28 protein-coding genes and 2 tRNA genes are annotated in these 25,824 nt (G+C 60.7%); 17 read left to right on the top strand and 13 right to left on the bottom strand.

The window, feature by feature from the left end; genetic code table 11:
* The first annotated feature begins 37 nt into the window (after nucleotides 1–37).
* From AArcSt11_RS15435 to AArcSt11_RS15415, 5 genes are all read left to right on the top strand, one after another.
* Nucleotides 38–1,129 (top strand): Gfo/Idh/MocA family protein, encoded by a 1,092-nt coding sequence (locus tag AArcSt11_RS15435; protein ID WP_250598409.1) that lies wholly within the window; start codon nucleotides 38–40, stop codon nucleotides 1,127–1,129.
* Between the two features lie 44 nt (nucleotides 1,130–1,173).
* The gene (locus tag AArcSt11_RS15430) at nucleotides 1,174–2,142 is read left to right on the top strand and encodes a sugar phosphate isomerase/epimerase family protein (RefSeq protein ID WP_250598407.1); all 969 of its coding nucleotides are present in this window, start codon (nucleotides 1,174–1,176) and stop codon (nucleotides 2,140–2,142) included.
* A gap of 164 nt (nucleotides 2,143–2,306) precedes the next feature.
* On the top strand, nucleotides 2,307–2,813 hold the full coding sequence (locus AArcSt11_RS15425; RefSeq protein WP_250598405.1) for a hypothetical protein: 507 nt from the start codon (nucleotides 2,307–2,309) through the stop codon (nucleotides 2,811–2,813).
* Between the two features lie 153 nt (nucleotides 2,814–2,966).
* Nucleotides 2,967–3,239, top strand: a complete 273-nt coding sequence (locus tag AArcSt11_RS15420; RefSeq protein ID WP_250598403.1) for a hypothetical protein — start codon at nucleotides 2,967–2,969, stop codon at nucleotides 3,237–3,239.
* 94 nt (nucleotides 3,240–3,333) lie between these two features.
* Nucleotides 3,334–4,446 carry a Gfo/Idh/MocA family protein gene (locus AArcSt11_RS15415; RefSeq protein WP_250598401.1) on the top strand — a complete coding sequence of 371 codons (1,113 nt, stop codon included), beginning with the start codon at nucleotides 3,334–3,336 and terminating at the stop codon, nucleotides 4,444–4,446.
* 9 nt (nucleotides 4,447–4,455) lie between these two features.
* Here AArcSt11_RS15415 and AArcSt11_RS15410 read toward each other — a convergent pair whose 3' ends face one another.
* The gene (locus AArcSt11_RS15410) at nucleotides 4,456–5,307 is read right to left on the bottom strand and encodes an eIF2B alpha/beta/delta subunit family protein (RefSeq protein ID WP_250598399.1); all 852 of its coding nucleotides are present in this window, start codon (nucleotides 5,305–5,307) and stop codon (nucleotides 4,456–4,458) included.
* Between the two features lie 75 nt (nucleotides 5,308–5,382).
* Here AArcSt11_RS15410 and AArcSt11_RS15405 point away from each other — a divergent pair, with 75 nt between their 5' ends.
* Nucleotides 5,383–5,574 (top strand): hypothetical protein, encoded by a 192-nt coding sequence (locus AArcSt11_RS15405; RefSeq protein ID WP_250598396.1) that lies wholly within the window; start codon nucleotides 5,383–5,385, stop codon nucleotides 5,572–5,574.
* On the opposite strand, the gene AArcSt11_RS15400 is transcribed toward AArcSt11_RS15405, so the two are convergent.
* Nucleotides 5,575–5,763: a hypothetical protein gene (locus tag AArcSt11_RS15400; protein ID WP_238479616.1), complete on the bottom strand. Its 189-nt coding sequence runs from the start codon at nucleotides 5,761–5,763 to the stop codon at nucleotides 5,575–5,577.
* Between the two features lie 117 nt (nucleotides 5,764–5,880).
* Between AArcSt11_RS15400 and AArcSt11_RS15395 the strand changes: the two genes are divergently transcribed.
* A complete protein-coding gene (locus AArcSt11_RS15395) occupies nucleotides 5,881–6,186 on the top strand; it encodes a DUF7969 family protein (protein ID WP_250598394.1) in 306 nt (101 codons plus the stop codon).
* Between the two features lie 147 nt (nucleotides 6,187–6,333).
* Here AArcSt11_RS15395 and glyA read toward each other — a convergent pair whose 3' ends face one another.
* Nucleotides 6,334–7,590 carry a serine hydroxymethyltransferase gene (gene glyA / locus AArcSt11_RS15390; RefSeq protein ID WP_250598392.1) on the bottom strand — a complete coding sequence of 419 codons (1,257 nt, stop codon included), beginning with the start codon at nucleotides 7,588–7,590 and terminating at the stop codon, nucleotides 6,334–6,336.
* Nucleotides 7,591–7,718: 128 nt separating this feature from the next.
* Between glyA and AArcSt11_RS15385 the strand changes: the two genes are divergently transcribed.
* The 7 genes from AArcSt11_RS15385 (at nucleotide 7,719) to AArcSt11_RS15355 (ending at nucleotide 15,031) form a co-directional block, all read left to right on the top strand.
* A complete protein-coding gene (locus AArcSt11_RS15385; RefSeq protein ID WP_250598390.1) occupies nucleotides 7,719–9,779 on the top strand; it encodes a hypothetical protein in 2,061 nt (686 codons plus the stop codon).
* Nucleotides 9,780–9,826: 47 nt separating this feature from the next.
* The gene (locus AArcSt11_RS15380) at nucleotides 9,827–10,219 is read left to right on the top strand and encodes a YlbF/YmcA family competence regulator (RefSeq protein WP_250598388.1); all 393 of its coding nucleotides are present in this window, start codon (nucleotides 9,827–9,829) and stop codon (nucleotides 10,217–10,219) included.
* Between the two features lie 99 nt (nucleotides 10,220–10,318).
* Nucleotides 10,319–11,155 (top strand): MBL fold metallo-hydrolase, encoded by an 837-nt coding sequence (locus AArcSt11_RS15375; RefSeq protein WP_250598385.1) that lies wholly within the window; start codon nucleotides 10,319–10,321, stop codon nucleotides 11,153–11,155.
* Between the two features lie 98 nt (nucleotides 11,156–11,253).
* Nucleotides 11,254–12,957 (top strand): hypothetical protein, encoded by a 1,704-nt coding sequence (locus tag AArcSt11_RS15370; RefSeq protein WP_250598384.1) that lies wholly within the window; start codon nucleotides 11,254–11,256, stop codon nucleotides 12,955–12,957.
* Between the two features lie 47 nt (nucleotides 12,958–13,004).
* Nucleotides 13,005–13,940 carry a phosphoribosyltransferase HisG-related protein gene (locus tag AArcSt11_RS15365; RefSeq protein ID WP_250598383.1) on the top strand — a complete coding sequence of 312 codons (936 nt, stop codon included), beginning with the start codon at nucleotides 13,005–13,007 and terminating at the stop codon, nucleotides 13,938–13,940.
* 86 nt (nucleotides 13,941–14,026) lie between these two features.
* Nucleotides 14,027–14,524 carry a redoxin domain-containing protein gene (locus tag AArcSt11_RS15360; RefSeq protein ID WP_250598382.1) on the top strand — a complete coding sequence of 166 codons (498 nt, stop codon included), beginning with the start codon at nucleotides 14,027–14,029 and terminating at the stop codon, nucleotides 14,522–14,524.
* A 90-nt stretch (nucleotides 14,525–14,614) separates the two neighbouring features.
* A complete protein-coding gene (locus tag AArcSt11_RS15355; protein WP_250598381.1) occupies nucleotides 14,615–15,031 on the top strand; it encodes a DoxX family protein in 417 nt (138 codons plus the stop codon).
* A gap of 320 nt (nucleotides 15,032–15,351) precedes the next feature.
* On the opposite strand, the gene AArcSt11_RS15350 is transcribed toward AArcSt11_RS15355, so the two are convergent.
* The 3 genes from AArcSt11_RS15350 to AArcSt11_RS15340 form a co-directional block, all read right to left on the bottom strand.
* A tRNA-Trp gene (locus AArcSt11_RS15350) sits at nucleotides 15,352–15,526 on the bottom strand.
* A 102-nt stretch (nucleotides 15,527–15,628) separates the two neighbouring features.
* A complete protein-coding gene (locus tag AArcSt11_RS15345) occupies nucleotides 15,629–16,507 on the bottom strand; it encodes a DUF5794 domain-containing protein (protein ID WP_250598380.1) in 879 nt (292 codons plus the stop codon).
* Nucleotides 16,508–16,510: 3 nt separating this feature from the next.
* Nucleotides 16,511–16,708: a DUF8099 family protein gene (locus AArcSt11_RS15340; RefSeq protein ID WP_250598379.1), complete on the bottom strand. Its 198-nt coding sequence runs from the start codon at nucleotides 16,706–16,708 to the stop codon at nucleotides 16,511–16,513.
* Nucleotides 16,709–16,946: 238 nt separating this feature from the next.
* Here AArcSt11_RS15340 and guaB point away from each other — a divergent pair, with 238 nt between their 5' ends.
* On the top strand, nucleotides 16,947–18,437 hold the full coding sequence (gene guaB / locus AArcSt11_RS15335; RefSeq protein WP_250598377.1) for an IMP dehydrogenase: 1,491 nt from the start codon (nucleotides 16,947–16,949) through the stop codon (nucleotides 18,435–18,437).
* Here guaB and AArcSt11_RS15330 read toward each other — a convergent pair.
* From AArcSt11_RS15330 to AArcSt11_RS15320, 3 genes are all read right to left on the bottom strand, one after another.
* Nucleotides 18,419–18,805, bottom strand: coding sequence for a DUF7344 domain-containing protein (locus tag AArcSt11_RS15330; RefSeq protein ID WP_250598375.1), 387 nt, complete (start codon nucleotides 18,803–18,805; stop codon nucleotides 18,419–18,421). The two genes, guaB and AArcSt11_RS15330, sit on opposite strands and share 19 nt — an antisense overlap.
* 264 nt (nucleotides 18,806–19,069) lie before the next feature.
* A tRNA-Lys gene (locus tag AArcSt11_RS15325) sits at nucleotides 19,070–19,143 on the bottom strand.
* A gap of 75 nt (nucleotides 19,144–19,218) precedes the next feature.
* On the bottom strand, nucleotides 19,219–20,937 hold the full coding sequence (locus tag AArcSt11_RS15320) for a glutamate--tRNA ligase (RefSeq protein WP_250598373.1): 1,719 nt from the start codon (nucleotides 20,935–20,937) through the stop codon (nucleotides 19,219–19,221).
* Between the two features lie 128 nt (nucleotides 20,938–21,065).
* On the opposite strand from AArcSt11_RS15320, the gene AArcSt11_RS15315 reads away from it, so the two are divergent.
* Together AArcSt11_RS15315 and nucS are read left to right on the top strand one after the other, a co-directional pair.
* A complete protein-coding gene (locus tag AArcSt11_RS15315) occupies nucleotides 21,066–21,605 on the top strand; it encodes a metalloprotease family protein (protein ID WP_250598371.1) in 540 nt (179 codons plus the stop codon).
* A 45-nt stretch (nucleotides 21,606–21,650) separates the two neighbouring features.
* Nucleotides 21,651–22,397 (top strand): endonuclease NucS, encoded by a 747-nt coding sequence (gene nucS, locus AArcSt11_RS15310; protein ID WP_250598370.1) that lies wholly within the window; start codon nucleotides 21,651–21,653, stop codon nucleotides 22,395–22,397.
* Here nucS and AArcSt11_RS15305 read toward each other — a convergent pair whose 3' ends face one another.
* The 4 genes from AArcSt11_RS15305 to trxA all read right to left on the bottom strand — a co-directional run bounded on the left by AArcSt11_RS15305 (nucleotide 22,398) and on the right by trxA (nucleotide 25,485).
* Complete coding sequence (locus tag AArcSt11_RS15305; RefSeq protein ID WP_250598369.1) at nucleotides 22,398–22,859, bottom strand: hypothetical protein; 462 nt, start codon at nucleotides 22,857–22,859, stop codon at nucleotides 22,398–22,400. It abuts the gene before it with no gap.
* A 70-nt stretch (nucleotides 22,860–22,929) separates the two neighbouring features.
* Nucleotides 22,930–23,418 (bottom strand): CBS domain-containing protein, encoded by a 489-nt coding sequence (locus tag AArcSt11_RS15300; RefSeq protein WP_250598368.1) that lies wholly within the window; start codon nucleotides 23,416–23,418, stop codon nucleotides 22,930–22,932.
* Nucleotides 23,419–23,466: 48 nt separating this feature from the next.
* On the bottom strand, nucleotides 23,467–24,909 hold the full coding sequence (locus AArcSt11_RS15295; RefSeq protein WP_250598367.1) for an MATE family efflux transporter: 1,443 nt from the start codon (nucleotides 24,907–24,909) through the stop codon (nucleotides 23,467–23,469).
* A 144-nt stretch (nucleotides 24,910–25,053) separates the two neighbouring features.
* A complete protein-coding gene (gene trxA, locus AArcSt11_RS15290) occupies nucleotides 25,054–25,485 on the bottom strand; it encodes a thioredoxin (RefSeq protein ID WP_250598365.1) in 432 nt (143 codons plus the stop codon).
* Nucleotides 25,486–25,824: the final 339 nt, after the last annotated feature.

Here is a 25,824-nt window from a genome sequence, read left to right as displayed (position 1 = left end):
TGAAAGAGTTAAACGGCTCACCACCTCATATGTCTCCATGGATCGAAACGACGTGCGCGTCGGAATCGTTGGGCTTGGAAACATCGCGTATCACCACGCGAACAAGCTCGTCGACGCGGGTGCGACGATCGTCGGCGGCGTCGACATCGACGAGGACGCCAGAGCGGCCTTTTCCGAGGAGTATGAGGTTCCTACGTACGAGGATCACACCGACCTGTTCGAGCAGGTCGACGCCGTAATCGTCACCACGCCGAACCGGTTCCACGAGGAGTACGCGGTCGACGCGCTCGAGGCGGGCCTCGACGTGTTGCTCGAAAAGCCGCTTGCACACACGCTCGAAAGCGCCGAGCGGATCGCGACAGCGGCACGGGATGCCGACGGGTTCTGTATGGTCGGCTTCCACACGCGATTTCACCATCAGGCACAGATCATCAAGGAGGAGGCGGAGTCGGGGACGTTCGGCGACGTTTCTCACGTCGAAGCGAACTACATCCGGCGACGTGGCATTCCCGGGCGGGGCTCGTGGTTTACCGACAAATCGGTGTCGGGTGGCGGTGCGCTCATCGATATCGGCGTTCACGCACTCGATCTCGCGCTACACTGTCTCGACTACCCGGACGTCGTCGAAGTCAGCGGCCAGACTCGCGCCGAGTTCGGTACCGACGAGGAGTACTCGTACGTGACGATGTGGGGCGAGGATCGGGGAGCCGACGCGTTCGACGTCGACGACTCCGCGACTGCGCTGATCCGTTGTGCGGACGGTCAGACGGTCTCGCTGGAGGTGGCGTGGGCGACGAATCGCCCGCCGAGCCAGGAGTTCTACGTTCGCGGCACCGATGGAGGGGCACGGTTCGACAAATCGAGCGGTGACCTCACGCTCTACGATGCGGACCAGCGCGGCGCGCACAACCTGAAAACGACCGACGTCGAAGTGCAGGAACACAACGCTCATACTGAGGAGCAGGCGGCATTTCTGGAAGCGGTTGCAGCAGGTGAACCCCCCGAGTTGAACACTGTCGAGCAGGCACTCACTGTCCAGCGGGTCATCGATGCGATCTATCGCTCCAGCGAGGCGGAACACGCAGTCGGGATCGACGACGAACTGCCGACTGAACCGCCGACGAACTGAGGAGGCTCCGAAGTTTTTTCTCGGTGACTGCTGATGTATCACGCATGGAGATCGGTGTACATACCCCACCGCTGTACGACAGGTCGCTCTCGGAAGCGCTCGCATATCTCGACGATATCGGTGTCGACGCCGTCGAGCCGGGCGTCGGCGGCTGGCCCGGTGACGACCACCTCGACCGTCGTGCGTACCTGGACGACGAGGACGCACAGGCCGAGCTCGCCGAGCTACTCGACCAGCACGACATGCGCATCAGCGCACTCGCGACCCACAACAACCCGATCCATCCCGACGAGGATCGCGCTACGGAGGCCGATACCGAACTCCGGGAAGCGATCGAACTCGCCGGACAGCTCGACGTGAACACGGTGACCTGTTTCTCCGGGCTTCCCGCTGGCAGTCCGAACGACGAGACGCCCAACTGGGTCACTGCTCCGTGGCCGGGCGAACACGCGGACGCCCACGAGTACCAGTGGGAGGAAGTAGCGATTCCTTACTGGGCGGAGATCGCCGAGCACGCGGCAACCCACGGTGTCGATGTCGCCATCGAAATGCATCCCAACATGCTCGTCTACGAGCCACACGGTCTGCTTCGCCTGCGCGAGGCCACCAACGATCGGATCGGCGCGAACTTCGATCCCTCACATCTCTACTGGCAGGGTATCGAGATCACGGATGCGATCCGCCTGCTGGGCGAAGAAGATGCAATTCATCACTTCCACGCCAAGGACACCCGTGTCTACGAGGAGCAGGCCCGTGAGAAGGGCGTCCTCGACACGACGCCGTACACCGAGGAAGCCGAGCGGTCCTGGCTGTTCCGGTCCATCGGCTATGGTCACGGGGAGCTACACTGGAAAGACGTCGTTTCGACGCTCCGGATGGTCGGCTACGACGGTGCGCTCTCGATCGAGCACGAGGACTCGTTGACCTCCTCGATAGAGGGTCTAGAGAAGGCCGTCGAGATGCTGGATCGTGCCGTCTTCGACTCCCAACCCGGCGACGCGTTCTGGGCGTGAGTCGGCAGTAGTCTTCCCTTTCGATCTCGTTGTTGCCGGTAATATAGTGTTAGTACCCGATAGCAACGATCACTCACAGATAGTGGCCGAAACGGTTCATTTACTTTCCAACGTTCTGATATAACGCCGTACTTATAATGGTGGACTAACGAGATTCTCTCGGCATGGCAGTAGACAGTGCGGATATCGAGGACGGATCGGGAGTAGGAGAAAAGATAGAGCAACGGATACGTCGGCTCGAAGAAATCCTCAAGCGACCGCGTACACAACAGCATATCGGACGATCTGCGGGACTATTTTTGGTGGCGGGTATCGGCTTCGGAGTGAGCGGTCTTTTGGTCGGGGCGCTCTCCGGTGTGGCTGGTATCAACTCGTTCGCGGCACAAACGGCGCTCGGGTTCGCAGTCCTGCTACTTCCCCTCGTTGCACTCGGGACTGGTACGCTGACTGGACTGACGTTCAACGCAGAGCGTGACGCCGTCTTGCTCGCAGCGGGTCTCGGAGCGGCGTTTGGATCCGTCGTCACGAGTCTGGTCGTATATCTGCTCGCACTCCTCGTCGACATCGGCGGCATCGGTGCGACGCTCTCGGTCGGGGCACTCGTCGGTATCAGTATCGGGACGGCGGTGACGGCGACACTCGCTGCACTGATAACGAGGCTCGTCAGGTAAAAATACCGACTAGTTGTCTACCGTTAGCATGGTAACCATTAAACTACTTTAGAAGGCCTAATGTTGAAGATCTTTGCTTGGACAATGCTAACAATTCTCTATAATTATCTGTAATCTGAAAGGTTTTTATCCCCGCAAACCGTAGCAGTTGATATGACAATCCCACCACAGCCAAAACAGGGACTACCGTCGCGACCGCCTGAACCACCAACGCTCGGGGGAATGATTGCACTCCTCGGGCTCATCATCGGTATCTTCGCCGTGCTGAGTTATCCGATCGCAAGTGCCGTAGCGATCACCGCAGTTGTCGGTACCGTACTGAGTATTCGGTATCATCTCGTGACTCGGTCCGAGGCCGATCGACGTCGGACACGCACTCTCCACATCCCCGGAATCGGGGCGATCGAATACCGAATTACGGCGTGACCCTCGTGGGAGCGCAGCCGACTGATCACAGCGGATCCGTGGGCCTCCACGATGTACCAAACCACTAATTATCAGACGCAACGAAGGTCTTTCTATGACACTGCAGGTCGGGGTACTCGGCTATCGGTTCATGGGACAGGCTCACGCGAACGCGCTAGCACGACTGCCGATGTTTTTCGAGGACGCACCGGACGTCGAGCGCGACGTCCTGATCGGCCGCGACGAGGCGGCACTGGCCGACGCCGCCGACCAACTGGGCTTTACCAGAACGTCGACCGACTGGGCCGAGGAGATCGACGAGGTCGACGTCTTCTACAATCTCGGTCCGAACCACGTCCATGCCGAGCCATCGATTGCCGCACTCGAATCGGGCACGCCAGTTTTCTGTGAAAAACCGCTCGCCCCCACGCTCGACGTCGCCGAAGAGATGGCACAGGCGGCGCGCGACGCCGACGTGCCCGCCGGAAGCGCGTTCAACTACCGCTTCGTCCCCGCACTTCGATACGCGAAGGGGTTGATCGAGGACGGCAAACTGGGCGAGATCCATCACATCCGCGGTCGGTATCTCCAGGACTGGCTCGTCGACCCCGATGCACCGTGGTCCTGGCGCAACGACGCCGAGCTAGCGGGTAGCGGCGCGCTGGGTGATCTCGGCAGTCACACGATCGACCTCGCGCGCTTTCTCGTCGGCGAGCAGGCGGGCAAAATCGAACGGATCTCTGGACAGCTACAGACGTTCGTCGACGAGCGTCCGGTCGAGGGCAGCGACGAGACGCGGCCGGTCACTGTCGACGACGCCTACTCCGCACAGGCCGAGTTCGAAAGCGGGGCGATGGGTACCTTCGAGGCCTCACGCTTTGCCAACGGTCACAAGAACGACCACACGATCGAGATCCAGGGCTCGAAAGGGAGCCTGCGATTCTCCCTCGAACGGCTCAACGAACTCGAACTTCTCCGGGAGGACTCACGGGGCTACGAGACGATCCTCGTGACGGACGAGACGGATCCCTACATCGAGCACTGGTGGCCGCCGGGCCACGTTATCGGCTGGGAACACACGTTCGTCCACGAGAACTACGAATTCCTCTCTGCGGTCGCCGACGGCGGCGAGTTCCACCCCAACTTCGAGGACGGGCTTGCTGCACAGCGAGTGCTGGATGCGATCGAGCGAAGCGACGCCACGGGCGAGTGGGTGAGCGTCGGGTGACCCGCGGCCCTACGCCTCTAGCTCCCCCTCGTCGGTAATGATCGTATCCACCAGCGATAGCGGTGTCGCGTCGTAACCTGGGTTCTTGACGTTGAACCCCTCCGCTGGCTCCCGCATCACCTCGCTGACGGGTCGATACTCGTTCTCGAAGACGAATCGCTTGCCAACGATCTTCGAGCTGGCACCGACGGCCGCCATCGGTGTCCCGACCTCGTTGGCAGTGGCGGCGAGTGGGAACGTCCCGATCCGATTATAGATATGCTCGTCCACGATCGACGTGATCCCCGTGATGAGTCGATCACACTCCGGCAGGTGGTGGCCAGCAGCGCTATCGACGATCAGATGCGTCTCGACGCCGTCGAGTCCGGCCAGTCGACGCGCTGTCCGGCGGCCAAGATAGCGTGGCCGTGCCTCCGTCACGTATACTTCGAGCTCACGCCCGTCCTCGACGGCCCGTTCCAGTCCTGCGAGTACGGTCGAGGAGTAATCGTGTGTCAGTATCGTCGAGCCGTCCTCGAACAGCGGCACCGCATTCGCTGCGGCGTCCTGTTTCTCGCGCCGAACGTTTTCGATCACTGTATCGACTGTCGACCGCGTAACGGCTTTGGCATCCTCGACATCCGTGAGGTCAGCAGTGGTGACCGCGTCCACGATATCGGCCATCGCGTTCTGGAGGATTGCGTGTGATGGGTTCGCCCGGCGAAGGACGCTTGCGTTACGTTCCAGATCACGTTCGTACTCCTCTACGGTCGTCACTTCCCGGTCTGCGACTGTCAGAAGCGCCCGGGCGGCTTTGATAGCAACGTTCGAGGCGCTGTGTGTCTGCATGTCTGCGATCTCTTCGACTGTCTCGTCGATCATGGCGGATCATTCATTGTACGGAGTCATAGCACTTGCGGGGGTCGATTGAAGTCCCGAGCCGATCACAGATCACGTATGGGACTGTCCGACGATCCCGAACTCCTAATCGGTGTGGGACTGATGATACTCGGCAGCGTCACACTGATCGCTTCGACGACAGGTATGGATCTCCCCTTGCTCGGACTCGTTCTTGCAACACTGCTGTTGGCGGTCGGGACCCTTCTTGTCGGCCTCGATTTCGGGCTGTTTTCGGACAAACAGCCGTAGTCACACACTGGTCGTCTCGACGCGCTGTCGGAGGATCCGTATCCCGATATAAAATACGCCCGCCACGACGAACAGGAACCCGGCAAGCAATACCAGTCCAGCGTCGACGAGGAGTCCAAGGAGTAACACGAGCACGCCGAGGCCAGCGAGTAGCTTCACGATCAGATCGAGGACGCCCAGTTCGGCCATCGGGACCCAGTTGAACGCACCTATGAATAAATCCCCATGGCCGGGATGCCTGTGCTGTCGCGAGGCGAGTGTTGGCACTGGGACAATCCTGATACCCGTCGGTGCCCTAGAGCGAGTGTGGTTTCCGTAACGTACACTTGCCCCTACTGTGATACCGTCGTGGAGATCGATCGGGATGCGTATCTGGCCGACAAGTCGGTTACCAGAGAGCCCCTCGCTGGCTACGAGTATTCGTCCACCACAGGGGCGTACGAAGACGCTGACGGCATCGACTTCGTCTGTATCGGTCAGCCCGAGGGGACGTCCAGCGACGATGGGTGTGGCCGGACGTTCTATCTCAACTACGTTACGTTCGAGAACGGTCGGGAGCGCGACGACGGTCCATCCCTGGAGGATTCGCCCCGATTCGACTTCCGGCCATAGTTGGGTGTTTTGGCTGCAACTACCCATACTACAGATTTCGAAGTTACTAACTACAAATTTCGAAGTCTAACACTACAGTATTCGAAGCGGGTTGTTGGGGCCGAGAACGGGGCGTCGTCGCCAAAAAAGCACGGGAAGATCGGACCGCTACTCGTAGAGTGGGTGCTCCGCACAGAGGTCGTCGACGGTCGCCGCGACGTCTTCGATGGCTTCGTCGACTTCGTCGTCGGCGACAGCATCGACGACCTGGGAGATACAGTCGGCGACTGTCTCCATCGCGTCGGTGTCGAAGCCACGTGTGGTCAGTGCGGGAGAGCCAGCGCGGATACCACTCGGGTTGAACGGGCTTCGCGTCTCGCCGGGGACAGTGTTGGCGTTGAGAACGATACCGGCCTCCTCCAGCGCCTCCTCGGCATCGCCGCCGGTGACATCGGGGTGAGAGTCGCGGAGATCGACCAGCACGAGGTGGTTGTCGGTGCCCCCCGAAACCAGCGTGAAGCCGTGTTCCTGTAGTCGGTCGCCGAGGGCTTTCGCGTTCTCGATCGTCTGTGCGGCGTACTCATCGAATGCTTCGGAGTTGGCCTCGCCGAAACCGACTGCCTTGCCGGCGATGTTGTGCATGAGCGGACCGCCCTGCCCGCCGGGGAAGACGGCCTTGTCGATGTCATCGGCGTACTCCTCGTCGCAGATGACGATGCCGCCCCGGCCCGAGCGGATCGTCTTGTGGGTCGAACCGGTGACGAAGTCGGCGACGCCGACGGGAGAGGGGTGGACGCCCGCGGCGACGAGCCCGGTGATGTGGGCCATGTCGGCGAGATGGAGTGCGTCGGCAGCGTCTGCTGCCGCCTGAATCTGCTCCCATTCCACGGTGCGCGGGTACGCGGAGTAGCCCGAGACGATGATATCGGGATCGAACGCCTCGGCGTGCTCACGGAGGGCCTCGTAGTCGATGTAGCCCGACTCCGCGTCGACCTCGTACTGTTCGACCTCATAGAGCTGGCCGGTGAAGTTCGCGGGGTGACCGTGTGAGAGGTGGCCGCCGTGGGTCAGATCCAGCGAGAGGATCTTGTCGCCCGGATCGAGCATCGCCAGATAGACTGCCTGGTTAGCCTGCGTCCCGGAGTGTGGCTGGACGTTGATGTGGTCGCCACCCCAGAGTTCGTGGGCACGCTCGATGGCGAGTTCCTCGATGTCGTCAGCGTACTCACAGCCCGCGTAGTAACGAGCACCGGGGTAGCCCTCGGCGTAGTTGTTCGTCAGGACGCTCGACTGGGCTTCGAGCACCGCCTCGCTGACGTGATTCTCGCTCGCGATCATCTGCAAGCTGTTGCGCTGTCGTTCTACCTCGCCGGCGAGTGCGTCGGCGACCGCGGGATCGGACTCTCGAACGGCATCGTAGTTCATACGTCTACGTCGAGGGCCGATGGCGTATAATTGTACCTTTCTTCCGCTCGCACGACGAGTACTGGTATGTCTTGACACCTCGCGCTACCGATACTAATATTGACCAGTAGTGTTTTTCTACGAGTCGAATGATCGAGTGGGAAGTGACGGATGCCGGGCTCAAAGCACTCGATGGCGGGAACGCAGAACTCGTCATCGACAGCCCGGGGCTGGATCTCGTTCGGTCGAGTGCCGAACTTCCACGGCCGACTGACGCGACGGTTACCTGTTCGATGTCGGAGGTCTCGGTACCAGCTGCTGTCCTCTACGTAACCCCACTCTCCGGCGGCGAAACGCACGAACTCACTGCTGATCAGGACTCCCTTTCGCTCCCCGAGGACGACTACCTGATCGATATCGACGGCGAGATCAAGACGTATCTGCGCGTCGAGAGTGCGCTCTCGATCGATCGAACGCCGACCTACGACGCGGTGGAGATCGAGTTCCCCGAACGCACGCCGACGACGGTCGGACTTCGAAGCAGGGCCGAACTCCCGAGCCACAAACTGACAGTACCGCCAACACCTGGCGGCCTGGCAACGGCGCTCTCACATCTTCATGCATCCCACAAGACGCCCGGAACTGACCGTAGCTATCCGACGCTTCGCGGCCATCCACCGCTCCTGCAGACCGGTGACGAGGTTGAGGTGCCGGACCAGGTGGTTGCAGCGACCCCCGACAGCGGTATCGAGATCGTCTCTCCGCCCGACCTCGAGCCGCTGTTTGTCCTCGCACCGCTCGCGTACTACCTGCAGGCCTCGGTCGACGTCCGCGACCGGACACGACCCGTTCTCCGCGTACCGGAGCTCGATCTGGAGTGGGAGCTTCCGGGCGGGTCGGAGCTCGAACGGGAGACCGAGCGTCTGCTCAGGCAGGTGTTCTTCCTCGACTGTCTGGTCCGTAACGCGGGGCCCTACGGGACCGAGCTCTCGGAAGCCAGTATACTCGACACCCTCGGTCTCGACGTCGACGTGTTGTACGACGCCACACCTGCTGAACGCCTCGCGACGTATCTGTCCGTGGCGAACGACGCGATCCAGCACCGAATCCCGGACTGGCATCTTTCGACATACGTCGACCCCACCGTCGAGCACGTCTCGACGATCCCGTTTCTGCTCGATCGGATGAGCCTCGTGTTTACGCCCCGAACGTCCGAGCTATCGGGCAGCGAACTCGTCGAGCGTTCGCTCGATGATTTTTATCGTGGTCACCGCGGGCCGGGAGAGATCAGTTCGGTCGATATCCTCAAACCCGAACTCCGGGGCGGCCGTATTCACGGCTGGCTCGCCGAAGGAACGCCGATCGACGTGTTCCGGTCGTCGCCGACGGCATACCTGAACCGACTGGAGTTTCTGGCGGACGACCGCGATGGGATCGGGATCGTTGTGGTACTCAATGATGACGAAATGGCGGACGAACACGAAGACGTAGCCGAGATCTATCGTCAGCGTGGTGAACAGCTCCCGATCGATGTAACGGTCGAGAACGGGCTGACGAGTGCTCAACTCGCCAGAACCTTCGAGTCCGAGTACGATTTCGTCCATTACATCGGTCACTGTGAAACTGAGGGGCTTCGCTGTCCTGACGGCTATATGGCGGCATCGACGCTGGAGCGCTGTCGTGTCGAGACCTTCTTCCTGAACGCGTGTGGCTCATATCACGAAGGCCGTGAGCTGATCGAACAGGGGGCCGTTGCCGGCGCAGTGACGTTCTCGCAGGTGCTCAACGACCATGCAGTAAAAGTGGGATCGACCTTCGCAAAACTACTCGCGCATGGCTTCGGCATTGAACGGGCGCTCCAGCTGGCGCGCTGTCGGATCATGATGGGGAAAGACTACGCTGTGGTCGGCGATGGAACTCATTCGCTGACGCAAAGCGAGAATCGGATCCCCGCAACTGCTAGGGTCGAACCAATCGAGGACGGGGATCGGTTCCTGCTGGTATACGATCAGTTCTCCTCACAGCACACCGGGAGCTTCTATCACCCCTATCTCGACGGCAACGAGTACTCGTACCTGTGTGGCAACGAATCGGAGTTCACCCTGGGGCGAGAGGAGATCGTTTCCTATCTCGCTCGCGCGGAACTCCCCGTCGTGTACGATGGGGACATCCACTGGTCGGCTGATCTGGCGACGACTCTTTCGGAGTAGATCGGGGAGACCAGCAGGTTGATACACTCGCAGTCGTAACGCGAGGTATGAGCATTGACACTGACGTAACCGTCCCCGACAGCGACATCGAGACGCTCGGCCGTGAGCTTGGCGAAGCGATCCGTAACCTCCCGGAATACGAGGCGTTCGAGTCCGCGAAGGCGGCCGTCGAATCGGACGACGAACTGCAAGAACAGATTCAGGAGTTCGAATCGCTCCGCCAGGAGTTCATGCTCGCCCGACAGACTGGCGATGCAGGTCAGGACGACCTGCAGGAGCTCCAGCAGGCACAGAGCGAGCTTCACTCACAGCCGACCATGTCCGAGTATCTCGAAGCCCAGCAACGACTCGACGCGCGGCTTGAAGCGGTCAACGAGGCGATCTCGGCACCGCTTGACGTCGACTTCGGCGAGCAGGCTGGCGGCTGCTGTCAGGATTGAATCGGCTCTCCACTTACGCTGTGTGAGAGCTGATCGGAGTGGACTCTCTGTGACCGGAGAGCGCAACACTTACGCCCGACCTGACCGGTGGTTTGCCGTATGGCAATCGAAAGTGACTGGGGCGACTGGCTCCCGAACGCGATCGCGGACGCTACTCCCGAACGCATCGCCGTCTGGTATCTCGGCTGCAACGGTTTCGCTATGAAAGCCAGCGATGGGACGACGCTGTTTGTCGATCCATACGTCGGACTTGGTGATCCGCCACGAACCACGCGGATGATTCCGGTCCCGTTCAATCCCGAGGACATCGAGGAGGCCGATGCTGTTCTTGCCACCCACGAGCACACGGACCACGTCCACGGCCCCTCCCAGGCACCGATCCTCGAATCGACGGGTGCGGACCTGTACGCGCCGGACGACAGCCTCACAGTCGCTCGCGACGAGGAGGACTGGCAGGCCGATCACGATATCGATGATGACCAGTTCGTCGAAGTGAGTGAAGGGGATACCCTCGAAGTCGGCAGTTTCACGATTCACGTCGAGGACGCATACGACGCGGACGCCACACATCCGGTCTCGTACGTCATCGAACACGAGGGGAAGACGGTGTTCCACGGCGGCGACACCAAACCCAGCGACGAGTTCACCCGCATCGGCGAGGAGTACGAGATCGACCTCGGCATTCTTGCGTTCGGGACCGTCGGCAACGTCCCCGATAAGGAGACCGGTGAACCCGTCCGGACGCGCTGGTACAACGACGAGAATCAGGCGATCGAGGCCGCGAGCGATCTGCAGTTCGATCAGTTCCTCCCAAGCCACTGGGACATGTGGAAGGGGCTCACTGCCGATCCGACAGTACTGCATCATCACGCACGAGGGTTCGAGTACCCTGCCGCGCTCGAAATCGCCGAGATCGGGGATCGCGTCGACCTGTAACTGACCATCTCGTACTTGCGTGTTTGCTCCGAGTGGCGTGGGATACCAGCCGATCAGTGCCCGTTTGTTTTATGGTTATGGTGTGGATAGGAGTGGCTATGAGCGAAGAGGCGTATCAGGACGACATCGTAGTTTCCGCGGACGGCATCACCGTCGAAAAGGCGTTCAAGACGGACGAGTTCGCGGTGCCGACGGTCAAGTTCACTCTCACGTCAGATCGGGACGATTCGGCGACAGTTCGCCTGTCCGAGAGCATCCCCGACGAGTTCTCGATGGACGGCGTCGGATTTCACCCCGAGTACGAGAGCGAGAACTGGACGGCGTTCGAGGACCACACCGTCGAATTCGAGCGCGAACTCGATGCCGGGGCCGAACTCGTCACAGTCTATGGGGTTCGGATCGATAGCCCCGAAGAGGCGAGCCAGTTCATGACCGAACCGAAGATTACGGCGGCTGGTCCCACTGAAGGGGGTGAGGAAGACGAATCCGGAGCTGCTGTCGACGACGCGTCGATCGACGATATCGCGTCCGAGGAGAGCAGTCAGGCCGTCAAGGACATGATCTCCGGCGACTCGGAGACGGTTCCCGGACTCGAAGACGAGGAAGAAGCCGATTCTGCAGAGCCAGCTGAGGAGGCCGCGGAAGCCGACGACGACGGACTGGACCTTGGTCTCGAAGACGTCGATCTGGAGCCGGATGATTCGGCCGATGACGACACGGAAGACGAAGATGTCCCCGATATCGATCTCGGGATCGAAGAAGGCGTTCCCGAACCGGACGAATCGGGACAGGAACCCGACGATGAAGAGATCGATCTCGGTATTGACGAAGAGTCGGAAACCGAACCCGAAGAGGAGATTGATCCTGACGAGGACGTCGACGAAGAACCGGAAACCGAACCCGAAGAGGAGATTGATCCTGACGAGGATGTCGACGAAGAACCGGAAGCCGAACCCGAAGACGAGATTGATCTTGACGAGGACGTCGACGAGGAACCGGAAGCCGAACCCGAAGACGAGATTGATCTTGACGAGGACGTCGACGAAGAGTCGGATGCCCAGAAGGACCACGATGAAGCGCCCGAAGACGATATCGACGACGAGCCCGCGGCGCAAGTCGAGGCAGGAGGCGTCGCAAGCGCGCTCGCATCGGAACTCCGGGCAGGCAACGTCGACGAAGCGGACAAACAGCTCCTGCGTGAGGAGCTCGATCTGACGACCGAAGAGCCCGAAACCGATAGCCGTGTTGTCGCACGGGTCGACCATCTCCAGTCGCGGCTCGAGGAAGTCGCCGCGTACACTGGCGCGCTCGAAACGTTCCTGGACGAAAACGGCCGAGGCGAGGCGTTGATCGAGGAGTTCGAGGCGGATATCGAGTCTTTCAGAAGCGATCTCGACGACGTCGATCACGCAGTGACGGCCAACGCCGAATCGATCGACCAGTTCGACGAGCGGCTGGACGAACGCGCTGCGGAGATCGAACAGCGTCTCGATGAACGGATCGACGGTATCGAGGAAACTGTCGCAGGAGCTTCAGAGCGGATCGACGGCGTCACGAACGACCTCGATTCGGTCGGTAGCGATGTCGAGACGATCCGTACTGAGCTGGACGAGTTCGCCGAACGGCTCGATTCGGTCGAAGGAACGGCCGACGACACCGCCGATGACCTCGACGAGCTGTTCGAGACACTCGACGACCTCGACGAACATCTCGAACACGTGGCCGGAACCGTCGACCACGTCGAGGGCGAGGTCGAAGAGATTCAGGAGTGGCGCAACCAGCTCGGCGAGATGTTTAGCTAAGCGCGAAAGCGCAACCTGTTTGACGTGGGGGAACGTTTTTTCCGCCAATGACGACCGTCTCGGTTGCCGTGCCGCGAAAAGGGCGGCCCCTCGAAGCCGTTCTCGACCGGGTGGCCCGGCGCGTTGACGAGAGTAGTCGAATACCGACGGACTCTTCGACAGATGTCACGGCGCTGGCGGACTCGATCAGTTCGACACTGCGATACGAAAAAGCGATCACGAAAGGGCGACAGGACGCCGCTGACGACGTCTACGAGCGACTTGCGGCCTACAGTAGTCTCGACGACCCGACCAGACCCGAGTATACGCTCTTGCGCGACGACCGGGACGGTCGTCCCCGACGGATCGTCTTCGACAGCGTCACGATCCCGCTTGGTGACATCGACCTCCAGTTGATCGGCCGCGAAGAGCCGTTCCGGGCGCTTCGCACTCACGACTTTAATCTCGGCTTCGACAGCGCTGATCTCGTTCTGGAAGAAGTCGTCGGGCTCCGCGAGGAGCCGATCGAACGAATCAGCGATATCAATGCGCGAATCGATCCGCGCGATACCGACGTCCGGGTCGTCGGTGGACTCGGTGATACGGTCTATCACACGCTGATGGGGACGCCGGAGACGTGCCAGCGGACCGATGTCGAGACATTCGATCGGGAGTTCGTCGAGCAATATGAAGGTCCGCTCTGTATCTCTCCGCGATACGAACGACTCGTTCAGGCAGTGCTGGGGACTGCAGCAACCGATGGTGTGACCTTTCAGTATCCCGACGACGGGCGCGAGGAAGAGGCCTCGATTGCGGACGTGGGCCTCGGTATCTATCTGACGATGACCGGATCGACCGCCAGAGAGCACGGGCTCGAACTCGGCGAACGGCTCTTCCCGAGCGAGACCGTGCTGATGGAAAGCATTGCTGAGGAGTCAGACGCCATCTCCTTCGTCGAAGAATTGCTCGTCGGCGAGTCGCAGGAATCGGCGCTGGCAGTATAACGATTCTGGCGACGAATACCCTCCACACAACAGATGGGGACCCCGGAGTGGGGACTGTTTAGGTACGTCGCCCGTTAGGTATCGGTATGATCGATATCGGCGATCACGCACCCGAATTCACGCTCCCGAAAGCGGGCGGCGAGGCGTACAACGACATCGAACCGTTCGATCTTTCCACAGCACTCGGTGCGGGACCGATCGTACTCGCGTTCTTCCCGGCGGCGTTCACCAGCGGGTGTACCGCCGAAATGTGTACGTTCAGGGATTCGATGGATCAGTTCGAGGACCTCGACGCCGCCGTGTATGGTATCAGCGTGGACCTGCCACCGGCCCAGAACGTCTGGATCAGAGAAGAGAACCTGAACTTCCCGATGCTTTCGGACTGGAACCACGACGTGATCCAGGACTACGGTGTCGTCCTCCACGAGATGTATGGCCAGTTCGAGGCGGCACAGCGAAGCATCTTCGTCCTCGACGAAACGGGGCGAGTCACGTACCGTTGGGTCGCAGACGAAGGTAAGATCGACTTCGGAGCGGTCGTCGACGAGGTCGCGACCGCAGTGGAGGAGACGGCCGACGGATAGCTGGTTCCCCTCACGTTTCGAGTGGGAACAGTTCGACAGGTGACTCCTCGGAGCGAAATTGTTTCAGGTCCCGGGAAGTATTTCGTATTGATGAATGATGTTCTGAACCGACTCAAACGCCCGCTACTCTACGTAATGAGTACAGGGTACATAGTCGCAGGAATGCTACATTTTGTCGTGCCGGAGCTGTACGTCCAGATCGTCCCTCCGATATTTCCGGCGGCACTATTACTCGTCTATCTCTCCGGTCTCGCCGAAATCGCCGTCGGGATCGGGCTACTCATTGACCGAACTCGACAGTACGCCGCGTGGGCGACGATTGCATTACTCATTGCCATCTTTCCGGCAAACATCTACATGGCGACGCACGGGGTCGTCATTGAAGGATTGCCGGGCGGGGGAGATCCGTCCAGCATCGTTCGCTGGGGACGACTCCCGCTGCAGGCCGTGTTGATTCTCTGGGCGTTCTGGTATACCCGGCCACCAGCGATATCGGAGAGGAAGTGATTCGATAGAGTATCTCGGCAATGGCGTGTACGTAATCACTGAGTGTGGACAGGGCAATCTCGACGATCCCCTGCGGTCGGCGAGTCGCAGACTGGCCCTCGGCAGCGTCTCGGACTTGTCGCTCTCGATGACAAGTTTCAACACGCCGACCACACCCGTGCAGAGAAGTATGGGGAACGTGAGAGATGGCTCTCAGTCTCTTTTATTTCATATGGGGCCGGAGGGATTGTGAACCACGAGGACTTCGCTACGCTCGTCCTCTGGGTTCAAATCCTCCGCGTGTAGTTACTGCTGCTCACGGTGTGGTTCGCAGCAGTAAATGGGGCCGGAGGGATTTGAACCCCCGATCGACTGATATCTCCGATTCACCTCGGTTCTCCAGAGAGTCGTCAACGCGAGCGATGATCAGTCGCGCGCTCAGTATATCAGTCTGGAGTTCGTCACCGGGTGTCAATCTCTGGAGTCAGTCGCCATGCCTGGCTTGGCCACAGCCCCGTCACTTTCTGGTAGCTCGTACCGCCCTAAAGTGGTTTCGATTCGGGACTCTACTTCTCGTCTATTCCCGTGACGGAGTCGCCCCGATCTGAGGACGTGCAATCACAGCCAGGGCTCGCGTCGTTCGCTCGCTGACTCGTCATCGCCCTCCTCGTCGGCGTCCCAGACGGGCTCCGGACCACCGTCGGTCAGGTGTGCCTGTCCTGCAGCGCCCGAGTCCGATTGGGTCGTCGATGCGTCTCCGAGCGTGTTCGAGGCGTTCGGGTCGAGAGCGAACACGGCCGTCAGGACGAGCACGGCCAGCGGTGCCAGATCGCCAAGCGGGAGGTCAAGCAGCGAGAGCGGGAGCAGACCGAGCGCGACAGCGCTGCCGAAGCGGAACCGGTCGAGGTCGACCATCGACCGGAGCACCGGCCCGAACAGCGCAACCAGAAGCGCGAAGCCAACGCCGACGCCAGCCGCGGCGACACCGCGAGCGACCAGTTCAGGATCAGAGACGAATACGAGTTCGGCTCCCGAGGGATCGAGACTGGCGAACAGGCCAAGCCCGACGATAACTGCTGGGCGTGGCATATACTCGCCGACGGTCGCACTCGCGGTCTTGGCAGCGATCGCGAGGATCACCAGTGCAGCGAACCGTTCGAAGATCACCAGATCGACGAGCTCGGCGATCGAGGGTGCCAGTGCGGTCTCAATCGCGGCGACGACGATCAACGGGATCCCGACGAGAAGGACGGTCTTTGCCTGACTGCGCGGCGTACCGTCCATTTCGGCGAGGATCACGGCAACAGTTGCACTGCCGCCAAAGACCAGCAACCCGACCTGCAGGATGCCTGCGGTAGTATCCAATGCACCTGCCAGAACGAGCGCCGGGAAGATCCCGTCGAGCAGCGGGAGGAACATCACCGTCGCAAGGAGCTTGGTCGCGCCGCCGACGCGTTGCTCTAGCTCCAGTGCGACCGGATGTTGGGAGGTACTCATCGCTCAGCCGGGACGGCCGTACCCCGTGGCCGATGGGTGGTGTATCCCGCGATGTACGCCGTCGCCGCCGTGGGACAGCCAGTCGATCGCGGTGGAATTGTCCACCAGTTTTGTCCCCATCCAGAAGAATGTAAAGCGGTTGCCGGAAACGAGGGTCGACTGACCGGCGTTGCTCTGGACAGTGGGACTGGTGGACTGCATATATCATCATTGTTCAGATCGAGTGATAAACGTTGCGTGAGGACCGTACACATATGTCGAATTCAGCAGTATATTCGACACAGGTTATTGAGTTGGATATCAGTCCGAATGTATGGTAGACGATCGGTCACATCGTCTCTGCTATGCTCGATAGCTGCTCGTCGCCAATCGAGTGATATGCTCACCCAGACGAGGGGCATCTCGCAACGTTTTTGGGCGACCAAAACGGACCAACAACATGGCGAACGATACGAATGGGCACTTCTCTTCGAAGTTGGATGTTCCAGAGGCGCTGACGTTCGACGACGTATTGCTCCGGCCGAAAGAAAGCACCGTCGAACCTGATGAGGCCGACCTCTCGACGCGCGTCTCGCGCAACGTCGATCTGAACGTGCCGATCCTCTCGGCAGCGATGGATACGGTGACGACGAGCGAACTGGCGATCGAGATGGCCCGACAGGGAGGTCTCGGTGTCATCCACCGGAACATGGACGACGACCGAATGGTCCACGAGATCACGCAAGTGAAGCGAGCTGACGAACTGATCATCCGCGATGTGGTCACCGCAGAACCCGAGCAGACCGTCCGGGACGTCGACGCGCTGATGGAGACCGAAGGGGTCAGCGGCGCGCCAGTCGTCAACGACGACGACGAAGTGCTTGGAATCATCAGTGGAACCGACATTCGCCCGTATCTCGAAGTCGGGGAACGTGACGAAGTCCAGGAGGCGATGACCGACGAGGTCATCACCGCGCCGGAAGACGTCACTGCCCGTGAAGCCCTCGAACTGATGTACGAGCACAAAATCGAACGCGTCCCGGTCGTCGACGAGCAGAACCGCCTGACCGGGCTCGTCACGATGCAGGGCATTCTCCAGCGCCGCGAATACAACAACGCAGCACGCGACGACGAGGGGCGGCTGCTCTGTGGTGTCGCGGTCGGTCCGTTCAGCACGGAGCGAGCGATCAAGGCCGACGAGGCAGGAGCGAACGTCCTCTTTATCGACTGTGCTCACGCGCACAACCGGAACGTCGTCGAGGGGGCAAAAGAGATCAAAGAGAGCGTCGATGCGGACGTCGTCGTGGGGAACATCGGTACTCGTGAAGCCGCCGAGGATCTCGTCGGCTTCGCTGACGGCCTCAAGGTCGGAATCGGTCCCGGTAGTATCTGTACCACCCGCGTCGTGAGCGGTGCGGGAATGCCCCAGATCACTGCCGTTTCACAGGTTGCGGATGTCGCCAGTCAGCACGACGTGCCAGTCATCGCCGACGGTGGCATCCGGTACTCCGGCGACGCGATCAAGGCCATTGCTGCAGGAGCGGACGCCGTCATGCTCGGCTCGTACTTCGCGGGCACCGACGAGGCACCGGGCCGCGTCATCACGATGAACGGCAAAAAGTACAAGCAGTACCGCGGGATGGGTAGCGTCGGCGCGATGAAAGGCGGCGATAGCGAGGAGAACCGCTATCTGAAGGAAGAACCCGATGAGGAAGAGTACGTCCCCGAAGGTGTCGAGGCGGCCAAACCGTACAAGGGAAGCCTCGCCAGCGAGCTCCACCAGCTTACCGGTGGTATGCAAAGTGGGATGGGCTACGTCGGTGCGGAGACGATCCCCGAATTCAAAGAGCGCGCCGAGTTCGTCCGCGTGTCCAGCGCCGGCCAGGCAGAGAGCCACGCACACGACGTCGTCATCACCGACGAAGCACCGAACTACAGCCCCGAAGAGTAGCCGCGCTGTCGGTCGACCATCGCGAGCACTCGTTTCACTTGACTGGTATCGCGGAGCTGTACTGTTCCCCGTTCAGGGTCGTACTGAACGACGCCCGCCTCGTCGAGTGCGGGGAGATGGTTGTGATGCAGGTCGATCTCAACACGCTGTACAGCTGCGGAACCTGGCACGTTCGTGTCGGACTCCTCGGTGACGAGCGTTCGAGCAACCACGTGTCGATCGATCGTTGCCGGTCGCTTTTCGAGTATCGCGACGAGCCTCTGTCGTCGCCTTGGTGCGAGCAAACGAATAATCTCGCTCGTTCGTTTACCCGAACCGGATGTCAGAGAGCGACGCTCCGTCGAGGCCGGTCGGCCGTGTGTTCCCATCAGTGTCAGTAGATAATAACGTACATGTATATAATGTTTGTCTACCAACCATTATCTGGCAGTGAGTGTCTCCCATGCCTGAAACAGGTGTTTTCCAGTTTGAATCGCTCTAACCGCTTCGCTCCTCGCGTAATTGCTCGAAGCAGAAAGCGGGCCGGACGCGATTGTGAACTACGCCCAGAAATGCTCGCTTCGCTGCGCCTTTCTGGTCTACTTCAAATCGCTTATTGCCGTTTTGCCACTCACCGTGGTTCGTGGCAAAAACGGGCCGGACGCGATTTGAACGCGCGACCGTCTGATTAAGAGTCAGACGCTCTGCCGGACTGAGCTACCGGCCCAACGTATCACGACGTTGCCGGGGTACAGTGAAATACGTTACGTTTGTCAATCGTTCCGTCGAGCGGTTATACCCTTCAGGGGTGCGCGTAGTAGACGACCGATTCGTCTTCTTCGACCTTGTCGACGCGAACGAACCCGATACGCTCGAACTGGACCACGTCGTCGACGTCGTACTCCACAAAGCCGGGTTCAGCGTGACCAGTAACGTCGCCGTCCATCGTTCGCATCCGGACAGGGACCGAAGCGTCGGCGGGGACCCAGTGGATGACGTCGACGCCCTCCTCGCGGACCGCGTCGATGTCGTCGCCGGTGAACTGGAAGGTGTCCCGGGTGTACTTGACACAGCCGAGACCTTTCAGCCAGACGCGCTCCTCGTGGTCCGGTCGGTCCTCGGGTTCGATCAGGACGGCCTGTCCTACCGGGATCTCGCGGGTGCCGCGGTCCTCGTGGTCGGGGTGGATCGGCGGCGTCGCCTCCTCTGGACCCGAGCCGGTGAGCGGGACCTCGACGCCGTCGCGTACGAAGAAGGCCCGATCCGACTCGTCGTCGATCAGGTCGCGGTTGTTGGAATAGATGCTGGACATCGCCAGATCGACGTTGCTCGTCGACGTGCCGAGTCCGACCATCGCGTCGGTGATCGCCTCGCCGCGGATGCCGCGTCGCTGGACGCTGGCGATCGTCGGTGCGCGCGGATCCGCCCAGCCGTCGAGCTCGCCCTCGTCGATCAGCTCCTTGATCGAGGACGTCGACATCGGGACGTCGTAGGCGTCGATCTGGACGTGGCCCCAGTGGACGACCTCCGGATACTCCCAGTCGAAGTAGTCGTAGACGAAGCGCTGGCGTTTCGCGGAGTCCTGGAGGTCGATCCCACGGATGATGTGCGTGATTCCGAGCAGATGATCGTCGATCCCGCTCTGGAAGTCGAGCATCGGCCAGCAACGATACTCGCTGGCCTCCTCGCGCGGGTGGGGCGTGTCGATCATCCGGAACGCGACGAAGTCCCGGAGCGCGGGGTTCTTGTGCTCGATGTCGGTCTTGACTCGCAGTACCATTTCGCCGCTCTCGTACTCGCCCGCGACCATGTCGGCGAACTCCTCGCGTACTGTCTCGACGTCCTTGTCCCGATGGGGGCAGGCCTCTCCTGCGTTTTTCAGTTCGCTGAACTCCTCGCCGGAACATGAGCAGGTGTACGCGCCGCCCTGCTCGATGAGTTCGCGGGCGTGCTCGTAGTAGGTCTCGACCCGGTCGCTGGCACGGTAGGTAGCGTCGGGCTCGAAGCCGAGATACTCGATTGCGTCGAGGATTTCGTCGTAGGCGTCGAGGTCCGGCCGTTTGGTCTCCGGATCGGTATCGTCGAAGCGGACGCAGAACCAGCCGTCGTAGAGGTCCTTGTACGTCCCGATCACGGCGGGCATCCGGGCGTGACCCATGTGCCACGGACCGTTCGGGTTCGGGGCGACGCGCATCCGGATCTCGTCAAACTCGTCTGGGTTGGGTAGGTCCGGCAGGACCTGGTCGTCTTCCTCGTCCTCGCTTTCCAGTTCGTCGAGTTCGTCGGGGGCAACCTCGGCAAGTCGATTCCGCCGTTCGTCCGCGGCGAGCCCGTTAATTTCGGCGATGACGCCGCCCGCGATTCCGGGGATTTCGTCGCCGTGCTCTCGGAACTCGGGATTCTCGCCCATTAGCGGACCCATAATCGCGCCGACGTCCGCGTCGCTGTCGTGTTTGACGGCGTTGATAAGGGCGTGTTTTTCGACCTCCTGTTCGATCCGTTCGCGGAGTTCGTCGTTCATTACCGATCGCTACTCGGCGGGGCGTCAAAACTGCCGTGGATTGTCCTGCGTCGAAGACCACTGGTCCAGCAATCAATCATCTGATTAAAATGGATACAATTAAATCATACATCTTACTCCTGTAGAATATGTCTTTGATCGGTTGGGTACTGACGATCGTCACTGCCCCGGGCGTCGTCGTCCACGAGTACACACACGCCAAACTGTGTGAGTGGGCCGACGTTCCGATCGTAGAGATCTGTTACTTCCAACTTGGGGATCCCCCCGGCTACGTGTTGCACGCCGAACCCGAGTCCTACCGAACCACCTACCTGATCGGGGTCGCACCGTTTCTGGTGAATACGCTCGTTGCGGCCGCCCTGTTCGCCACGATTCCGTTGCTCGCTGGTGGTGCTGGGGGCATCAGCGATACCGGGATCGCCGGCTGGATCGTCCTCTGGCTCGGCGTAAGCGTCGCTGCACACGCGTTTCCGAGCACGGGCGATGCACAGTCGATCTGGCAGCAGACGAAACAGCAGTATCGGTCCTCCCCACTCGCGTTGATCGGACTGCCGATCGTCCTGATCATCTATCTGGCACATGTGTTGAGCTTTTTTTGGTTCGACTTCATCTACGCGCTCGCTCTGTACGTGGGGGTCGCGATGGTACTTCCAGGACTAATCCTCTAAACGCCGAACGGATCGTTTTTATTCGCGAACACGCTATCGCAGTCAGTGACTGCTGCCGACGGACGACAGGACGCTCGCGTGGACACCCTCGTTGATCCCTCGCTAGACGCCGCCGTAACAGTCGTCGAGAACGGGTTCGAGACCGACCGACTGGTGACACTCTTTGGCCGATGCAAGGTTGACTACGATGGCCGGGCGTCCTCGACGCTCGGGCTGGGCGACCGCCACGTCATGTGCAAGCCGGACGGCTCGATCCTCGTTCACACGGACGAGGGCCAACAGCCGGTCAACTGGCAACCGCCGGGGTGTACGCACGAAGCCAGCAGGGAGGAGGACAGACTACGTATCGAAAGCGAGCGATCGTCGCCCGAGGAACGCCTCACCGTCGAGTTCGAACAGGTCAGTCAGGTCTCGACGTTCGCCGTGGACGACGCCACTGAACTCTCGCTTGACGGCACCGAGGAGGACCTCCGAAACCGGATCCTCGAGGAGCCGGACCTTGTCGAACCCGGGTTTACCCCGCTGGCGACCGAGCGCGACACGGCCGCGGGCGCGATCGATATCTTCGGCGAGGACGCCGACGGCCGGACGCTCGCAGTCGAGCTCAAGCGAAAACGGGTCGGTCCGGACGCTGTCGGCCAGCTCGACCGATACGTCGACGCGCTCCGACGGGATCTACACGACGACGCCGAAATACGGGGGATCCTCGTCTCGCCATCGGTCACGGATCGGGCCGCGGACCTACTGGAGCGAAACGGACTGGAGTTCGTCTCGCTCACTCCTCGCAAGTAGCTACCCCTGCTCACGTCGAGTGGCGCGTGTCTCGATGACGGCCAGATAGCCGACGTAGATCAGCGCGGCGACGACGATGGCAACGGCGAAGACGGAGACCCCAACGTAGCCCTCAATCGCGACAGACGGATCGTCCCAGATGTACTGCCCGCCTTCGACGGCGAAGACGAACATTCCACCGTAGATCACTGCGAACGCGATGGCACGGAGGAATCCAAGTGATCCGAGGTGGCGGCTGTTCAGCAACTCGATGACGAACAGTAAGGCAACCGCGAGAATGTAGAACGGCTCCGGGAGCGCCTCGCCGATGGTCTGCCCACCCTGTATCGCAACCACGCCGTAGTAACCGAGCGCCAGAAGGAGTCCGCCGAGAAACGTCATCGTGATACCGTACCCGCTGGTATCCGCCGCTGTCGGCGTCCGCGGTTCATCGGTCGGTGCCGCCGCTCGATCCTCGGGCATGCGTGGATACAGGCCGGAGCGACGGTTAGTTAGTAGTTGCCTATCGGACTGGAGTATCGATAATCCGATCCTAGCTGTTGTCCCGAACCGCCCGCAGGGCGTCCTCCCGTGTGACGATGCCGACGATCCGATCGTCTTCGACGACCGGCAGGCGATTGATGTCGCGATCCTCGTCCGTGAGCAGGACGACGATCTCATCGAGCTCAGTATCGGGGGAAACCGTGACGACGTCTTCGGTCATGATCTCGCTGATGGGTTTCCGGGCGGCTTTCGCCGCGTCGATCCCGATATCGAGTTCGTCGAGTGAAAGGTCGAAGCCGTAGGTCACCGTTTCGCTAAAGGGCGGGACACCAATCGGGATCCAGACGATGCGGTCTTTCTTGCGGAACAGTCGTACCAGATCGGTCTGTGTGACGATGCCGACGACCCGTTCGTCGTCGTCGACGACCGGAAACCCCTCGAAATCGGCCTGTGCGAGCCGTTCGAGCACCTCATCGACCCGGTCGTCGCGGCGGACGGTCTCGACCGGCTCGGTCATGAAGGCGGCTGTTCGTACCATAGCGGAGTATCAGACCGACGGCGTGTAGGTGTTGTGGTGGTACGGGCGTCAGTCATCCGCTGCGACGTCCGGACGGTAGGCCTCGCTAATTCCCTTCCACTTGCCGGTCTGGAACCGCCAGTAGTTGATCGCCGCGGGCACCGTGGTTTCGGCGAGGAAGGCCAGATACAGCCCCCAGTAGCCGAGCGGAGTTGTGGCACCGATGTAGGCCAGCGGGATGGCGACGCCAAACATACCGATAAACTGGCTAAGAAACGGAACGCGGGTATCGCCGCTGGCGTCGAGTGGGCCTGCGGCGGCGCTGGAGACGCCCGCGAAGACGACCGCAACACAGGCGGCATAGACGAGATTGATCGCGATTGGTATCTCGCCACTCGTCGGATCGTCCGAGAACAGGACGACCAGATCCTCGGCGAAGATGGCGATAATGACCGCCGAAAGTGCGTAGGTCACCACCGAGAAGATGATGATATCGTAGCCGTAGGCGGTCGCAGTTCGCTCGTCATTCTTGCCGAGCGCCTGTCCGACGAGACTTGACGAGGCGAGTCCGAAGCCCCACCCCGGCGCGTTCATGATGCCCCAGATCCGACGGGCGATGACGAACGCGGCGACCGTGTTCTCGCCGAAGATGTCGAGGATGCCGAGCATCGGGAACTCGGCGACGGTCCAGACGAGGTTGCGCGCACCCACGGGCAGACCGATCTCGACCAGATCGTGGAGCGTTCCGGGATCGACGTAGGTGCCAGTGGGATCGATCTGCACTGGGAACTCACCCATCGTCGGGAAGCGCCCCCAGACGAGCCCCATCGCGAACGTGGCGGTCACCGCGACGTTTGCAAGTACGGTTCCCCACGCCGCACCGACGACACCCATACCCAGCCAGAAGATCAGGACGACACTCAGAATGATGTTCGCAATCGCCCCGCCCGCACGGACCAACATTGCAGTATACGCGTCGTCGGCCCCGACGAGCGTGCGACTCCCGACCAGGTTGAGCGCCGCGAACGGCACGCCAAGCCCGACATACTGCAGATACCGGGCCCCTTCGTCGATCGCAGCCTCGTTACTGGAGATAATCGAAATGAGTTCGTGGGGGACGAGCCAGAATACGACGGTGACTGGAATCGTGATCACGACCGTGAGCAGGGTACTCGACCGGACTGCGAGGCCGAGTTCGTCGTGGGCGTCCGCACCGTATCGCTGGGAGACAAGTGCGATTGTCCCGCCGGCGACCCCGCCTCCAAGCGCGAACGCGAGGCCCCAGAATGGTCCGGCGAAGCCGACACCCGCAACTGCCGAGGTGCCAACGGCGACGCCAACCAGTGCGACGTCGACCGCACCTTTCGACATCCGCGCGATACCCGTCACGATCCGGGGCCACGCGAGTTCTGTCGTCTGAATGGCACGCTCCCGGTCGATCAGACCGGCACGGGCAAGCCCCAGCCCGATCCAGAGAATCAGGAGCCGGATCGGATTTGGAGGACGATTCACAGGTGACTGACTAATCAGTCAGTCGTAAAAACGGCTTTGTTCTTCGATGGGTGCGGCCCTCACTGAGTGGGAAAAAAGTCGAACGAACTCCACAGGCTTGCAGGTAGGGAGCACCCGATTCATTCCGGGTATCTGAGAGGGCCGTCAGCTATACTGCTCGATCAGCGATTCGAGTGTTCCTCTGTCTTTCGCGCCGACCAGTCGTTCGACAGGCTCCCCATCGACGTACAACAGGAGGGTTGGAATACTCTGGGCACCGAGCTGTCCCGCGAGTCGCTGGTTGCCGTCGACGTCCACTTTCGCTACCGCGGCGTCAGTCTCCGCAGCCAGCGCGTCGATCGTCGGTTCCATCATCTGACACGGACCACACCAGTCCGCGTAACAGTCGACCAGTACGACCCGATTGGACTCGACTACCTCCTCGAATTCGGCCGAGCCGTCGACGTGAATCGGTGTACTTGGGGTCCCTTCGCTGGCGGTACTGTCCTTATCAGTGGAGTCATCTTCACCGAGTTGTTCTTTCAGCCGTTCTTTCTTCCGTTCGCGGATCCGCTCTCGTTCGTCGTCACTGCTCATGATCGCTAGTACGATGGTCCCACTCAAAACACTTGTGTGTATTAACCACAATACTACTAGTCGGTACACCCTACTGCAACCGCATATATCGTGAACAGAGGCTCCGTTGCAATTCTTCAGAACTGATACGAACTGCGTGCTGAATACAGGGCGCGAATGTTGCAGAGGTTGAGAGCCAATCCTCGAAGATGGTGATCGGTACATATAGGCTGTACATGTATCACCCAGTGCCTGAATCACTTCACTACGACTTGCTCACTTCTCAACTTGGTTTAATTAGACTGGAGCGTGTCATAGAAACGTTCTCAATGAAGGAAGCAGGGTGTTGGAACTGTGTCT

Source organism: Natranaeroarchaeum aerophilus (assembly GCF_023638055.1).
Classification (GTDB): Archaea; Halobacteriota; Halobacteria; order Halobacteriales; family Natronoarchaeaceae; genus Natranaeroarchaeum; species Natranaeroarchaeum aerophilum.
Note: the sequence above shows the minus strand (reverse complement) of the source record. Positions and strands in the feature narration are given on the sequence as shown.